This window comes from Kocuria sp. (assembly GCF_030536815.1).
GTDB lineage: Bacteria > Actinomycetota > Actinomycetes > Actinomycetales > Micrococcaceae > Kocuria > Kocuria gwangalliensis.
Genome location: NZ_JAUNPE010000059.1, coordinates 1 through 13962 on the forward strand (window position 1 = coordinate 1; position 13962 = coordinate 13962).

Annotated in this window: 13 protein-coding genes; 7 read left to right on the plus strand and 6 right to left on the minus strand. The window is 66.5% G+C overall.

All coding sequences use genetic code 11. From position 1 onward, the window contains the following. The first annotated feature begins 266 nt into the window (after positions 1-266). The 3 genes from mgrA to Q4E95_RS07155 all read left to right on the plus strand — a co-directional run bounded on the left by mgrA (position 267) and on the right by Q4E95_RS07155 (position 3370). The gene (gene mgrA / locus Q4E95_RS07145) at positions 267-1358 is read left to right on the plus strand and encodes an L-glyceraldehyde 3-phosphate reductase (RefSeq protein WP_303382658.1); all 1092 of its coding nucleotides are present in this window, start codon (positions 267-269) and stop codon (positions 1356-1358) included. Continuing rightward, complete coding sequence (locus Q4E95_RS07150) at positions 1355-2122, plus strand: LysE family transporter (RefSeq protein ID WP_303382659.1); 768 nt, start codon at positions 1355-1357, stop codon at positions 2120-2122. Before mgrA ends, Q4E95_RS07150 begins: the two co-directional genes overlap by 4 nt. Before the next feature lie 162 nt (positions 2123-2284). Continuing rightward, the gene (locus tag Q4E95_RS07155; protein ID WP_303382660.1) at positions 2285-3370 is read left to right on the plus strand and encodes an inositol-3-phosphate synthase; all 1086 of its coding nucleotides are present in this window, start codon (positions 2285-2287) and stop codon (positions 3368-3370) included. Between the two features lie 75 nt (positions 3371-3445). Here the strand turns inward: Q4E95_RS07155 and Q4E95_RS07160 are convergent, their stop codons facing one another. Together Q4E95_RS07160 and Q4E95_RS07165 are read right to left on the minus strand one after the other, a co-directional pair. Further along, the gene (locus tag Q4E95_RS07160; RefSeq protein ID WP_303382661.1) at positions 3446-4243 is read right to left on the minus strand and encodes a phosphatase; all 798 of its coding nucleotides are present in this window, start codon (positions 4241-4243) and stop codon (positions 3446-3448) included. Positions 4244-4253: 10 nt separating this feature from the next. Continuing rightward, complete coding sequence (locus Q4E95_RS07165; protein ID WP_303382662.1) at positions 4254-5516, minus strand: glycosyltransferase; 1263 nt, start codon at positions 5514-5516, stop codon at positions 4254-4256. A gap of 50 nt (positions 5517-5566) precedes the next feature. On the opposite strand from Q4E95_RS07165, the gene alr reads away from it, so the two are divergent. From alr to tsaD, 4 genes are all read left to right on the plus strand, one after another. Continuing rightward, positions 5567-7567 (plus strand): alanine racemase, encoded by a 2001-nt coding sequence (gene alr / locus Q4E95_RS07170; RefSeq protein ID WP_303382663.1) that lies wholly within the window; start codon positions 5567-5569, stop codon positions 7565-7567. Positions 7568-7622: 55 nt separating this feature from the next. Continuing rightward, on the plus strand, positions 7623-8303 hold the full coding sequence (gene tsaB / locus Q4E95_RS07175) for a tRNA (adenosine(37)-N6)-threonylcarbamoyltransferase complex dimerization subunit type 1 TsaB (protein WP_303382664.1): 681 nt from the start codon (positions 7623-7625) through the stop codon (positions 8301-8303). Positions 8304-8365: 62 nt separating this feature from the next. After that, a complete protein-coding gene (rimI, locus tag Q4E95_RS07180) occupies positions 8366-8842 on the plus strand; it encodes a ribosomal protein S18-alanine N-acetyltransferase (RefSeq protein ID WP_303382670.1) in 477 nt (158 codons plus the stop codon). Further along, on the plus strand, positions 8829-9908 hold the full coding sequence (gene tsaD / locus Q4E95_RS07185; protein ID WP_303382665.1) for a tRNA (adenosine(37)-N6)-threonylcarbamoyltransferase complex transferase subunit TsaD: 1080 nt from the start codon (positions 8829-8831) through the stop codon (positions 9906-9908). The genes rimI and tsaD overlap by 14 nt, the downstream gene beginning before the upstream one ends. 4 nt (positions 9909-9912) lie before the next feature. Here tsaD and Q4E95_RS07190 read toward each other — a convergent pair whose 3' ends face one another. The 4 genes from Q4E95_RS07190 to Q4E95_RS07205 form a co-directional block, all read right to left on the minus strand. After that, entirely contained in the window at positions 9913-11058 is a 1146-nt protein-coding gene (locus Q4E95_RS07190) for a glutamate--cysteine ligase (protein ID WP_303382666.1), read from the minus strand. 95 nt (positions 11059-11153) lie between these two features. Further along, the gene (locus Q4E95_RS07195) at positions 11154-12416 is read right to left on the minus strand and encodes a class I SAM-dependent methyltransferase (protein ID WP_303382667.1); all 1263 of its coding nucleotides are present in this window, start codon (positions 12414-12416) and stop codon (positions 11154-11156) included. A gap of 27 nt (positions 12417-12443) precedes the next feature. After that, positions 12444-13202: an ABC transporter ATP-binding protein gene (locus Q4E95_RS07200; protein WP_303382668.1), complete on the minus strand. Its 759-nt coding sequence runs from the start codon at positions 13200-13202 to the stop codon at positions 12444-12446. Further along, positions 13199-13962 (minus strand): iron chelate uptake ABC transporter family permease subunit (locus Q4E95_RS07205; RefSeq protein ID WP_303382669.1); only part of this gene is annotated, 764 nt, incomplete at its 5' end. The genes Q4E95_RS07205 and Q4E95_RS07200, both read right to left, overlap by 4 nt.

A 13962-nucleotide genomic window follows, 5' to 3' on the forward strand; every position in this document is an offset into this window, starting at 1 on the left:
ACGAGCGAGAGCTGCCCGTCATGGGAGGTGACGCGCCCCAGGTGCTGTTCGCGAGCGGTGCGGAACCCGGACTGGACACCCCCGGAAAGGTGACGTTGGCGCCCAACACCGCTGCGGTGCTGCGCGTCTGAGCGGGACTGAAGCCGCGGCGACCGGAATCGACGGATTCTCGGTTGCCGCGGCTTACCTCTTGTCTCGGCAGCACAAGAACGTGAGTCTGACGCGGTGTGAGTAACCGGCGTCCAACAGATGGCACACTGGTCACCATGCTGACTTTCGGTGATGACACAGTCTGGACCCCGGCCGAGGACCGTTACGACACCATGCCTTATCGGCGGGTGGGGAACTCGGGCCTGAAGTTGCCCGCGCTGTCCCTGGGCCTGTGGCACAACTTCGGTGACGACACCCCGTTGACCTCCATGCGCGCTACCCTGCGCAAGGCCTTCGATCTGGGTATCACGCACTTCGATCTGGCCAATAATTATGGTCCGCCCGCGGGTTCTGCGGAACTGAACTTCGGCCGCATCCTCCGTGAGGACTTCGCGCGGTACCGTCAGGAACTGGTCATTTCCACCAAGGCCGGATGGCAGATGTGGCCGGGCCCGTACGGGGGAGTGGGCGGCTCCAGGAAGTACCTGCTGGACTCCATTGACCAGTCCCTGGAACGCATGGGCCTGGATCGCGTGGACATCTTCTACCACCACCGCCCGGACGCCGACACGCCGCTCGAGGAGACCATGGGCGCGTTGGACCACATTGTGCGCTCGGGCCGGGCGAGCTACGTGGGCATCTCGTCCTACAGCGCGGACCTCACCCTTGCGGCGCAGCAGATCATGAGGGAGCTGGGCACCCCGTTGCTCATTCACCAGCCCTCCTACTCCATGCTCAACCGGTGGATCGAACAGCCCAACGAGCGCGCGGACGGAAAGAACCTGCTTGCCGCATTGACCGAGGCCGGCATGGGTTCCATCAGCTTCTCCCCGCTGGCGCAGGGCATGTTGACCAATAAATACTTGGGCGGCGTCCCGGAGGAATCCCGCGCGGCGGCCGGTAAGTCCCTCAATCCGGAATGGTTGACCGACAACACCGTGGCGCAGATCAGGGAACTGAACTCGATGGCCCAGGACCGTGGGCAGAGCCTGGCCCAAATGGCCATTGCGTGGGTTCTGCGCCCGCAGGCCGAAGGTCAGGTCACTACGGCGCTCGTCGGCGCGTCCTCGCCGGAGCAAATTGCGGATTCCGCGGCGGCCATCCACAACCTGGACTTCACGGCTGTCGAACTCGAACGGATCGACTCACTCGTCACGGATGCCGACATCAACATCTGGGGTGCCGCAACCGAGTCCAAGCACGCATGAGCACAACGCAGTACTTAGCCCTACTCGGTCTGTGGGTCGCGGGCATCGTCTCGCCGGGCCCGGACATCCTGGTCATCCTCCGCAACGCGTTCCTGTCCTCGCGCGGAAAAGCCATGCTGACCGCCCTGGGCGTGATGATCGGCAACATCATCTGGATCACCCTCTCGCTCACCGGCGTCACGGTGGTGATCAACCAGAACGAGGTTCTAAAACTCACCATCCAGATCGCGGGCGCCCTGTTCCTCGCGTGGCTGGGCTACGGCTCGATTCGCTCGGCGCTCGCGGCCAAGGCGACGTCACGACGTCGTTCTGAGACCGCCCGCGCGTCCGACTCGGGCGGCGTCGCACCCGGCGCGGGTGAGGCCGCGCCGTCGCCGGCCACAGTCGAGGCCGCCGAGCAGATCCCGGAGCCCGCGTCCAGTGCGCGCGGTAGCGGAGTCCTGGGCACCAAGAACCTGACCGGGTTCCGGGCAGTGGTGCAGGGCATCATCACCAACCTCTCCAACGCCAAGGCCATTGTGTTCTTCATTGCGCTGTTCGCGTCGGTGGTACCGGCCAATGCGCTGTGGTGGGAATCCATGCTCGTGGCCGTGCTGTTGTTCGTGGTGGGGCTGGCGTGGTTCTGCGCGGTCGCGTGGTTCGGTTCCGTACCGGCGCTGGCCGCGCGGTTCCAGGCCCACTCGGTGGGTGTGGAACTCGTGGCGGGCGTGGTGTTCCTGGCGGTTTCCGTGCTGCTGCTCGGCGAGGCCGCGCTGTCCTGGTGAGCCCCCGCCCGTGACCGCTCGCAACGGTGCGCCAACCGACCCGCTGCCTGATTAGACTGGGGAGTTGGTTCTGTGCGGCGCTGCACAGTGGTGGTCAGCCACCCGTGTGTCGGCGCGGGTCTGCACAATGACCACTGACTACCTGATTCCCCGAGGAGAACCGTGTCCGAACACCCCATTCGCGTGGCCATTGCAGGTGTGGGCAACTGTGCCACATCGCTGATCCAGGGCGTGCACTTCTACCGCGACGCCGACCCGTCCGAGGCCGTTCCCGGCCTGATGCACGTGCAGTTCGGTGCCTACCACGTGCGCGATGTCGAATTCGTGGCGGCCTTCGACGTGGACGCGGCCAAGGTGGGCTCGGACCTCTCCGAGGCGATCCTGGCGTCCGAGAACAACACCATGAAAATCGCGGACGTCCCCCATCTGGGCGTGACCGTCCAGCGCGGACCCACCCGGGACGGCCTGGGCGTGTACTACCGCGAGATGATCACCGAATCGGACGCCGAACCGGTGGACGTTGCGCAAGCACTGCGCGAGGCCAAGGTGGACGTGCTCGTCTCCTACTTGCCCGTTGGCTCCGAGGACGCGGACCGCTATTACGCGCAGGCGGCCATTGATGCCGGCGTGGCCTTCGTCAACGCCCTGCCCGTGTTCATTGCCGGCACCGAGGAATGGGCGCAGAAGTTCCGCGACGCCGGTGTTCCCATCGTGGGCGATGACATCAAGTCCCAGGTGGGTGCCACCATCACCCACCGTGTATTGGCCAAGCTGTTCGAGGACCGCGGCTACGTGCTCGACCGCACCTATCAGCTCAACGTGGGCGGCAACATGGACTTCAAGAACATGTTGGAGCGCTCCCGCCTGGAGTCCAAGAAGATTTCCAAGACCCAGGCCGTGACCTCCAACGTGCCGCACGAGATGCGCGCCAAGGACGTGCACATCGGCCCGTCCGATTACGTGGGCTGGCTGGATGACCGGAAGTTCGCGTTCGTGCGCCTCGAGGGCCACGGTTTTGGCAACGCCCCCATCTCGCTGGAGTACAAGCTCGAGGTGTGGGACTCCCCGAACTCCGCGGGTGTGATCATCGACGCCATCCGCGCGGCCAAGATCGGCCTGGACCGCGGCATCGGCGGCCCGCTGGTCTCGGCGTCCTCGTACTTCATGAAGTCCCCGCCCGAGCAGTTCGACGACGATACCGCTCGCGAGAACGTGGAAAAGTTCATCCGCGGCGAGATCGAGCGCTAACACGCCTTAGAACGAACGACGCCGCCCGGTACCGAAGCACGTCGGTGCCGGGCGGCGTTGTGCGACGGGAGCGGCCTACCGCCGGTCCTGCCCCGCCAGCCCGGCGCGGGAAATGATGTAGTCGACCAGCGGGTTGTAGAGGTGCGGGGCCACGTTGTCGTCCAGGGGTACGGTGACTTCCACATCGCCCTGGGCCTCGGCGACGAAGATCCCGGGGTCGTTGCAGTCACCCATTGCAATGGTGCGTAGCTTGGCCCGGGAACCGGCGTAACCGGCCATGCCGTGATCGGAGATCACGAGGTCCGGTTGCTCGCGGCCCTCCGCAGCCAGCTGCTCCAGAACCAGTCTCATGGGCTCGGGAGAGTGGGTGTGCCGCAGTCCGCCGTACTGTTCGACCATCACCACGTCCTCGATCTGGCGCACGTCGCCGTCCTCGAAGGGCAGGGCGCCGTCAATGCGCAGAACACGCGCACCGGATTTCCGGGCCACTCGGGCGAGCCGGGCGTAGACCGGGGCGAGCCCGGCGGGGTGCGCCGTGGCGAACAACAAGCGGTTGCGGCCCTTGATGGCCTCACTGAAAATGTCCGCGTACTTATCGAGCGCGGCAATGCACAGGTTCGCGGAAATGGAGTCCTGGCCCTGCGTGTACTTGGGGTCCTCATTGATGCCCACGCGCTCACGCATGAGCTTGAACACGGACTTGTAGGTCCAGTCCCGGGTTTGCTCGACACCCATGTGTTGGTGCTGGTCACCATCCAGGAAACCCTGGATATTACGCAGGTTGGCTTCGCGAGGGGTCGCTACGGCGCCGGTGATCCTGGATCGATCCAGATACCTGGCCAGCGATTCACGGCTGAGATACGCGGTGGTCACACCCTCGAGTCTAGGTGGTTACGCGCTCGCCCGCGCAGCGCATGTAAGCCACCTCATGTTGGGCGGCAACGTGATCCCATGTGAGCTCGCGCGCGCGTTCCGCCGCAGCCCGGGACATGGCCCGCCAACGATCGGGGCTCGACGCCGCTCGATACAGTGCCTCCGCCCACAGCTGCGGGGTGCGCCCGGGCACCAACCACCCGGTCCGCTGGTCCTCCACCGCGTAGCGCAGTCCGTCCACGTCGGTGGCCAGAACCGGGGTTCCGCACGCCTGAGCCTCGAGGGCCACCAGCCCGAAGGTCTCTGACGAGGACGGCATGGCCACCGCGTCTGCGGAGCGCATGAGTGCGGCAAGTTCGGAAGACGGCATGGAGCCTTGGAACTCCACGGCGTCCGCCACATCATGTTCTTCCACCAACCGGTGCAACTCGGCCAGGAACTCCGGGGATCCCGCACCCGCCAGAGTCAGATCCACCGTGCAGCCCGGATGCTTCTTGCGCAACAGTCCCAGGGCGGCCACCAGAATTTGGGGTCCCTTGAGGGGTTGCATGCGGCCGGCGCACAACACCGTGAACGGACGTGCATCGACGCCGTCGGAGGACGCGGTGCTGTGGGGGTGCGGGGTGGTTTTCACGGCGGGGTAAAAGATCTCCGGGTCCACCCCCGGCGGGATCACGCGAATCCGGTTGCGGGATGCGCCGTACAACTCCACCATGTGATCGGCCTCGGCGGGGGTGTTGACCACCAGGGTGCACGAGGTGGCCACCACGTCCTGCTCTGCCCGCTCGCGAGCAACCGGTTCCGGGTTCTCACCCGGGCCGGCCCGCAGGTTCTTCACCGCGGCGGACGTGTGCAGCGTCAGCATCAACGGGATGCGGAGGTTCGCACAGATTTCACGGGCCGCAACCGCGGACAGCCAGTAGTGGGCATGCACCAGGAGGGGAGCGGCGGCGTCGTTGTAGAAGGCGGCGAGGGCGCCGCCGAACGCGAGCGCGAACTCGGAAAGGCGCTGTTTGGGAGCGGTGGCGGCACCGGGAACCGCGACGGTCAGCAGACGGGGACCGTCCGGCAACGAGTCCACGCTGACACCGGCGGGGTGGGACGGATCGCGGTCCAGCGTGGCCATGTCCACCGCCCAGCCGCGCTGGGACAGCGAGCGGGCCAGGTGCAGGACGTACACGTTCATACCGCCGGCGTCGCCGGAGCCGGGTTGATCCACGGGCGAGGTGTGCATACTGACGAGCAGCACGCGCGGCGGAGTCTGTTGAGGCACGCGACCAGCCTAACGGGAACCGTCGAGGAGCTGGGCGCGGAGAAGGCACAATGGAGGACGTGAGCGTAACAACGTCGTGGCAGTCCCAGGAACCCAGCGAGCGCAGCGCGGTCATCGACCTGTCTGCCGTGTGGCACAACGTGGTCCGATTAACGCAGTTGGCCCGCGGGCGGAAGCTGATAGCCGTGGTCAAGGCGGACGGCTACGGCCATGGTGCACCCGAGGTGGCCCGCACCGCATTGTCGGCCGGTGCGGACCTGCTGGGCACGGCCCACGTGAGTGAGGCGCTCGCCTTGCGCTACGCCGGGATCACGGCGCCCGTGCTGTCGTGGCTGCACACCACGAGCACAGACTTCCTCGAGGCCCTCGAGCACAATATTTCATTGGGTATCAGCGGCTGGGAGCTGCACGCCATCCTGTCGGCCGCCCGCGAGACGGGCAAGACGGCCACGTTGCACCTGAAGATCGACACCGGACTGGGCCGTAACGGCTCCACGGCCGCGCAGTGGCCGGACCTGGTGGAACGCGTGGTGGCCGCGCAGAATCAGGGCCTGGTGCACGTGGAGGGGATCTTCACGCACCTCTCGGTCGCCGACGAACCCGCCCGCGGTGACGAGACCATGGAACAGCTCAACGCGCTGACGGACGCGGTGCGGATCGCCCGCAAGGCCGGTTTGAAGCCGACCATGATCCACGCCGCCAACACCCCGGCCCTGCTGTCCGCGGATCAGCTCGAGGACCCCGACTACATTTTGCGCGATGCCGTGCGCGTGGGCCTGGGCATTTACGGACTGAGCCCGTTCGAGGACCGGACCCCCAAGGACTTCGGCCTGATTCCCGCCATGACCCTGCGCACACGCGTGGCCAACGTCAAGGCCGTGCCCGCCGGGCACGGTGTGTCGTACGGTCTGACCTACCGCACCGAGACCCCCACGCACCTTGCGCTCATTCCCCTGGGTTACGCCGACGGCGTTCCTCGCGTGGCGACCGGAGCTCCCGTTCACATCGGGGGCCGGGTCTACCCCGTAGTGGGCCGGATCGCCATGGACCAGTGCGTGATCGACCTGGCACGGGGCAAAACGGTGACGCCGGAAGGCATCCCCGCGGGCACCCCCATGGTGGACGAGGCGGTGGATCCCATGGTGCACATCGGGGACGAGGCCGTGCTGTTCGGGGCCGGTGATCACCCCTCCGCCACGGAATGGGCCGATGCGAGCGGGAGCATCAACTACGAGATCGTCACGCGGGTGTCCCCGCGGGTGCCGCGTGAATACACGAGTCACAGCCACCTGACCCTGGGGGACGTCACCGTGTCCCGCAGCGCGAGTGCGCTGGCCGCACACAGCCTGCCGCAGGATCCGCGACCCACGCGCGATTCGTCGGGGGAGTCCTATACCCAGCCGAATTGGACCCTGACCCGCTACCCGGCCTCCGCCGAGGAAACCCAGCTGATCGCGCAGAAACTTGCCACGCACTTGAAGGCCGGGGATCTTCTCATGCTCAACGGCGAACTGGGCGCGGGTAAGACCACGTTCACGCAGGGCCTCGGCGCCGGATTGGGGGTGCGGGAGGGCATCATTTCACCCACGTTCGTGCTGTCCCGCCAGCACCCGAACCTGCCGGGCGGCTCGAACCCCGGCGGGCCGGATCTGGTGCACGTGGACGCGTACCGCCTGGACACCGCCGCGGACATCGACAACATCGACCTGGAGGACACCGTGGAAACCAGCGTCACCGTGGTCGAGTGGGGCACGGGCAAGGTGGAGCACCTGAGCGAGTCCCGCCTGGTCATCGACATCGTGCGGCCGCGGGGAGCGGTGGGGGCGCCGTCGGCGGCCTTCTCCCTGGACTACGAGATCAATCGGGCCGCGGGCGAGACGGCTGAGACCGAACGGGCCGGGACCGCAACGATCGAGCCCGGCGCGGACATTTCCAAGGCGCTTGCGGCCCTCAACGAGGAATGGGACGAGAGCGAGCGGAACACGGACGAGCCGCGCACCATCATCATGCGAGGCTACGGACCCCGCTGGTCCGAGCGACTGGACCTCTGAGCACCCCAAACTCCGAGCACCCGGCCCTCCGAGCGGCGGGGCTTAGACTGTTCGGGTGCTTGTGCTGAGTCTGGATTCGTCGTCCATTGCGTCCGCGGCGCTGACCCGTAACGGGGAGGTGCTGGCGGAATTCGCCACCCGGGACACCCGCTCCCACGCCGAAGCGCTCGCCCCGGCCGTCTACAACCTTTTGGGTCGGGCGGACGTGGAGCCGGCCCAGCTGAAAGCCATTCTCGTGGGCACCGGGCCCGGTCCCTTCACCGGCCTGCGCGCCGGCCTGGTGAGCGCCCGCACCTTCGGCTTTGCGTGGCAGCTGCCCGTGTACGGCATGTGCTCCCTCGACGCGTTGGCCCACCGTGCGGCGCAGGGTGCGGTGGGAGGCACCGAGTTCCTGGTCGCCACCGATGCCCGCCGCAAGGAGCTGTACTGGGGCCGCTACATCACGCACGAGGACGGTCACGGCCGGTTCGCGCAACCGTTGGACGGCCCGCAGGTCACCGCGCCCGACCAGCTGCCCGAACTACCGGCTTACGGCTACGGCGCGGGACTGTACACCGAGCAGCTGCCGCACGTGGTGACCGAGTCCGCCGAGTGGCAACCCGCCGCCGCGGATCTGTCCCGCGCCGCGTGGGCGCTGCGGGAGCGCGGCATCGAGCTGAGCGCGGACACCGCACCGCTCTACCTGCGTGAATCCGATGCCAAGGTGCCCGTGCAACGCAAGAAGGCACTGCGGTGACCGGGCATCAACCGGCCGGGGCGGCGGCGTCGTCGTTGCCGGAAGGCTATGCCCTGCGTCCCATGCAGCCGGCGGACCTGGAGCGGGTCTACGCCCTGGAGACCCAGCTGTTCCCGGACGACGCGTGGCCGCGCCGCATGTTCGACGAGGAACTGGCCCACCCCACCCGGCAGTACTGGGTGCTCACGCGTGAGCGGGAGATCGTGGGGTACGCGGGCATGATGTGCATCCCGCCGGTCGCGGACGTCCAGACCATTGCCGTGGCCGCCGGACACGAGGGTAGGGGGCTCGGAAGCGCCCTGCTGCGCACGCTGCACGAGGCCGCCCGCCACGCCCGAGGCACCGAAATCCTGCTGGAGGTGCGCTCGGACAACCACCGGGCGCAAACGCTGTACAAGCGCTTCGGCTACGAACACATCCACACCCGCCCCGGCTACTACGGGGACGGTCATGACGCGCTGATCATGCGCTGCGAGCTGGCCCCGGCCGGGCCCCCGCAGCGCAGCGCGGACGGAAGGACCCTCCATGGCAACCGCTGAACCGCTCGTGCTGGGCATTGAATCCTCGTGCGATGAAACGGGCGTGGGCATTGTGCGCGGCACCGAGCTGCTGACCAACACGGTGTCCTCGTCCATGGCCGAACACGTGCGCTTCGGCGGTGTGATCCCCGAGATCGCCTCCCGCGCCCACCTCGAGGCCTTCGTTCCCACGCTGCAAGCAGCCCTCGACGACGCCGACGTCACGCTGGACGAGATCGACGCCATTGCCGTGACCTCCGGGCCGGGCCTGGCCGGCGCGCTCATGGTGGGCGTGGCCGCGGCCAAGGCGCTCGCGGTCGCCACGGAAAAACCGCTCTACGCGATCAACCACCTGGTGGCGCACGTGAGCGTGGGATTACTCGACGAGCGGGGGAAGCTCCCCGAGAATCTGGGTGCGCTGCTCGTCTCGGGCGGCCACACGGAAATTCTTTCCGTCCCGGACATCACCGGTGACGTCCGCTTGCTGGGCGCGACGATCGACGACGCCGCCGGCGAGGCCTACGACAAGGTCGCCCGCCTGCTCGGGCTGGGTTATCCCGGGGGGCCGGCCATCGACATGGCCGCCCGGGACGGTGACCCCACCGCGTTCCGCTTCCCCCGGGGGCTCACGGCGGGCAAGTACATGGGCTCGGCGGAGAAACCGGGAACGCACCGCTACGACATGTCCTTCTCGGGGCTGAAAACCGCGGTGGCGCGGGTGGTGGAGACGTTCGAGGCCTCCGGGCAGCCGGTACCGGTCGCCGACGTCGCCGCGTCCTTCCAGGAATCCGTGGTGGACGTGATCTCCCGCAAGACCGTGCTCGCGTGCACCGAGAATTCAATCGACACGCTGCTCATGGGCGGCGGTGTGGCCGCGAACTCGCGGTTACGCGCCCTGGTGATCGAGCGTTGCAAGGCCCGGGGGATCGAGGTGATCGTGCCGCCGCTCGAGCTGTGCACCGACAACGGGGCCATGGTGGCCGCACTCGGAGCGCGACTGGTGGCCGAGGGTCGAGCCCCGACCGGCATCGTGTTCACCGCTGACCCGGGGCTGCCGGTGTCCACTGTCTCGATGGGGGCGGGGTAACCGCTCAGAACGAGGCGCGGTTGCGCTCCACAATGTCCAGGGCCACGGCGCGCAGGTCGCCGTTGTGCTCCTGGGCCACGCGCTGCTGCCGTTGATATCCGGCGCCGTAGCGGATGATGTCCTCCACACGCGCCAACTCGGTGCCGCACCCCAGGTCCGAGGCAATGGGCTCCAGCTTGTTGAGCAACTCGGTGAGGTCCTCGGTGACCGGGCGCTCGTCGCTCTGGGCGTTCTGGATGATGATCGCGTCCAAGCCGTAACGCGCCGCGCGCCACTTGTTCTCCTGGTGGTGCCACGGCGGCATGGTGGGAACCGTGCCGCCGTTGTCCAGTGTGCGGGAGAACGATTCCACCAGGCACTGGGTCAGAGCGGTCAATGCGCTCACGTCGTGCAGGGTAGTGGGCCCATCACACACGCGCATCTCCACGGTGCCGAAGCGCGGCACGGGGCGGATGTCCCACCGGTTCTCCGATTCATCCTCGATCACACCCGTGGTGAGCAGGTCCTGGACATAGGACTCGTACTCGTCCCAGGCCGAGAACCGGAACGGCAGCCCCGCTGTGGGCAGCTGCTGGAAGACCTGGGAGCGGTGGGATGCGTACCCGGTGTCGTGGCCGCACCAGTACGGCGAATTGGCCGAGAGCGCCAACAAATGCGGGTAGTAGTTCAGCAGACCCTCAAGGACGGGCAACGCCTTGTTCTTATGGTCCACACCCACGTGCACGTGCAGTCCGTAAATCACCATTTGGCGGCCCCAGTACTGCGCGCGGTCCACCACCTTGTAGTAGCGCTCCTTGTCCACCACGGGCTGGTCCTCCCACTCCGAGAACGGGTGGGTGCCGGCGGCAAAGATCTCCAGGCCCTCGGGGTCTGCGACCTTGCGGATCTCGTCCGAGGTCAGCTTCAGGTGCGCCATGGCCTCTTCCACGTCGTGGCACACACCCGTGACCATTTCCACGGTGTTCTGCAGGAACTCGCCGGTCACGCGCGGGTGATTGCCGTCCTCGCCCATGTCTGGGTTGGCCGCAATGACGGCTTCGAGGACTTCCTGGCCGCGCGGCTCGAGCTCGCCGGTTTCACGGTCCACCAGGGCGATCTCCCACTCAACGCCCAGCGAAGAGCGATCGGAAGAGGCGAAATCAATGTGCACGGCAGTGGTCCTCTCATGGGTGCACCGGGGATGTCCCGCGGTCCACGAACGGGATCGGGAGTTGTTCACCGGTCTCGTACTGCTGTGCGGGTACTTCAGTGTACGGGTTCAACGACCAGCACCACGCGACGTTCGCGCCCGTCGTGCTGCAAACGTGTCATCACCAGAGTGGCTTGTTCGGTACCGCGCGGCGCCAGCTGTCTCCTGAGCTGTTCCGGGGTGACGTCCGTTCCCCGTTTCTTGATGTTCAGGGTCCCCACGTTGTGATCCCGCACCCACTTCTTCAGTGTTTTCACGTTGTGGCCCAGCACCTCCCGCACACGGTACGCGGTCGCGAGCGGGCTCTCGTGGAGTTCGTCCCCGGACAGATACGCGATGGTCGGGTGGATCAGGCGCGCATCCAGGGCCCGCGCCAGGTCCGTGACGAGACCGGCACGGATCACGGCGCCGTCCGGCTCGTAGAAGTACTCGCCCACTTCGCCCAGCAGCTCACCTTCGGGGGCGGGGGATTCCCAGCTCTCGGAAGTCAGTTCGGCGGCGGTCGCCGTGCCGTCCGCGTGCGAGCCCAGGACCAGGGCCGCGCGGGCCACCTCCGGGCGGCGCACCGCGTTGAACCAGAGCACCACTTCGACCACATCGCCGTGATCGGAGACCCACTGGGCTTCGGCACCGTCGGGAATGTGCTCGTGGGGGATACCCGGGCCCAGTTTGGCGCCCACGGCCAGACCCTCCCCGGCCAAACCCGTCACGAAGGACAGGGGCGGCGAGAACGCCTCGGGATCGAACACGCGCTGGGTGCGCCCCGAACCGGTGACCCTGCGTGCGGGATCCAGCCAGACGCCGTCGGGCGCGCCGTTGTCCAGACCGGCCAGATCCAGGGTTTCGACGTCGCCGCAGAGCACGGCGGTGCGGGGCCACCCGGTGAGGTTCACGGTGGCCACCGCCGCGGTCAGTTCGTCCTTGTCGACGGCGGTCACGGTGCGTTCCAGGGCGGCCAGGGCCAGGGAGTCCGCGCCGATGCCGCAGCCGAGATCGGCGATGTGCGTAAGGTCTGCCTGGGCGAACCGGCGGGCGTGCAGGGCAGCGACGGACCAACGGGTGGCTTGTTCGAGTCCGTTGCGGGTGAACACCATGTGGTCGGCGAACTCACCGAACTTGGCCCGTGCGTGGGTGCGCAGCTTGGCCTGGGTCAGGGCCGCGGAGACCAGTTCCGGGGCGTAGCCCCGCGCTCGCAGCGATTCGGACAGCTTCAGGGAGCGATCCGGATCGTAGGCGCCGATCGAGTCGACCAGGGCCAGGCCCTGGGGTGTGAGGAGCTGGGCGAGGGCGTGCATCTCGGCATCGGCGGGGGAAGTCACGGTTCCATCACATCACGAGCTCGCGGGTCACATGTAGTACATGCCCACGTGGTGGCCGTTGATGACCTCCACGCGGATGTCCATGTCGTAGATGTCCCGCAGGATGTCCGGCTGCATGATCTCCTCGGGGGTTCCCTGGCAGACCAGGGCGCCCTGCTTCATGGCCAGGACGCGGTCCGAATAGCACGACGCGAAATTGATGTCGTGGATCACCAGGATCACGGTCTTACCGAGCTCGTGGGTCATGCGCCGTAGGAGCTTCATCATTTCCACGGAGTGCTTCATGTCCAGGTTGTTGAGCGGCTCGTCCAGGAGCACATAATCGGTGTCCTGGGCGATCACCATGGCAATGAATACGCGCTGGCGCTGGCCGCCGGAGAGCTCGTCCACATAGCGGTCCTGGAACTCGTTGAGGTTCAAATAGTCCAGGGCCCGGTCGATGTGTTCGGTGTCGTCGGGACGCAGCCGGCCCTTGGAATGCGGGAAACGGCCGAAACCCACCAGATCGCGCACCGTCAGGCGGACGTTCAGCGTGTTTTCCTGGCGCAGGATGGACAGCTTCTTGGCGAGCACGTCCGAGGGGGTATTGAGTACGTCGTGTTCATCCACGAACACGGATCCATTGTCCATGGCCACCAGGCGGGCGATCATGGACAGCACCGTGGACTTGCCGGCGCCGTTGGCGCCAATGATCGACACCACGCCACCGGACTCGATCTGAGCCGAGACATGGTCCACCACGGTCGTCTCGCCATATGTCTTGGTGAGACCGGACAGCTCGATCACTTGATGGACCCTCTCAACAGCAGGAACAAGAACAACAACCCACCGCAGAACTCAATCACAATGGACAATGCCGTATCGAACGCGAACACGCGTTCCAGGATCAATTGTCCGCCCACCAGTGCCACAACGCCCAATAGTACGGAGATTGGCAGGATCCAGGCGTGTCGGAACGTGCGGCACAGGGCGTAAGCCAGGTTCGCGACAATCAGGCCGAAGAACGTAATGGGACCCACCAGAGCGGTGCACACACCCACGAAGACCGAGCACACGATCAGCACCGTGGTCACGGTACGGGTGTGATTGATCCCCAAACTGATGGAAGTGTCGCGTCCCAGGGACAACACGTCGAAGCGACGGCGCATCACGACCAGCGGAACGGTGGCGACCGCAATGATGAGCACGGAAATTTGCAGCAGCCCCGAGTCCACACCCGTGAATGAGGCGAACATGGAGTCCTGAAGCACCATGAACTCACTGGGATCCAGCAACCGCTGCAGCAGCGAGGAAATGCCGCGGAACAGCGTGCCGAACACGATTCCGATCAGCAGCACCAGGTGCAGGGACAGGCCGGAACCGGTGAACAGCCAGCGGTACATGATGGCCGCGAAGACCACCATGAGTCCGAGCTCCAGCAGGAACAGGGGATAGGTACCCAGCTGCGTGCGGCCCACTGTGCCGATCGCGAAGATCAGGACCGTCTGGATGAGCATGAACAGGGAATCGAAGCCCATGATGGAGGGCGTCAGGATCCTGTTGGAGG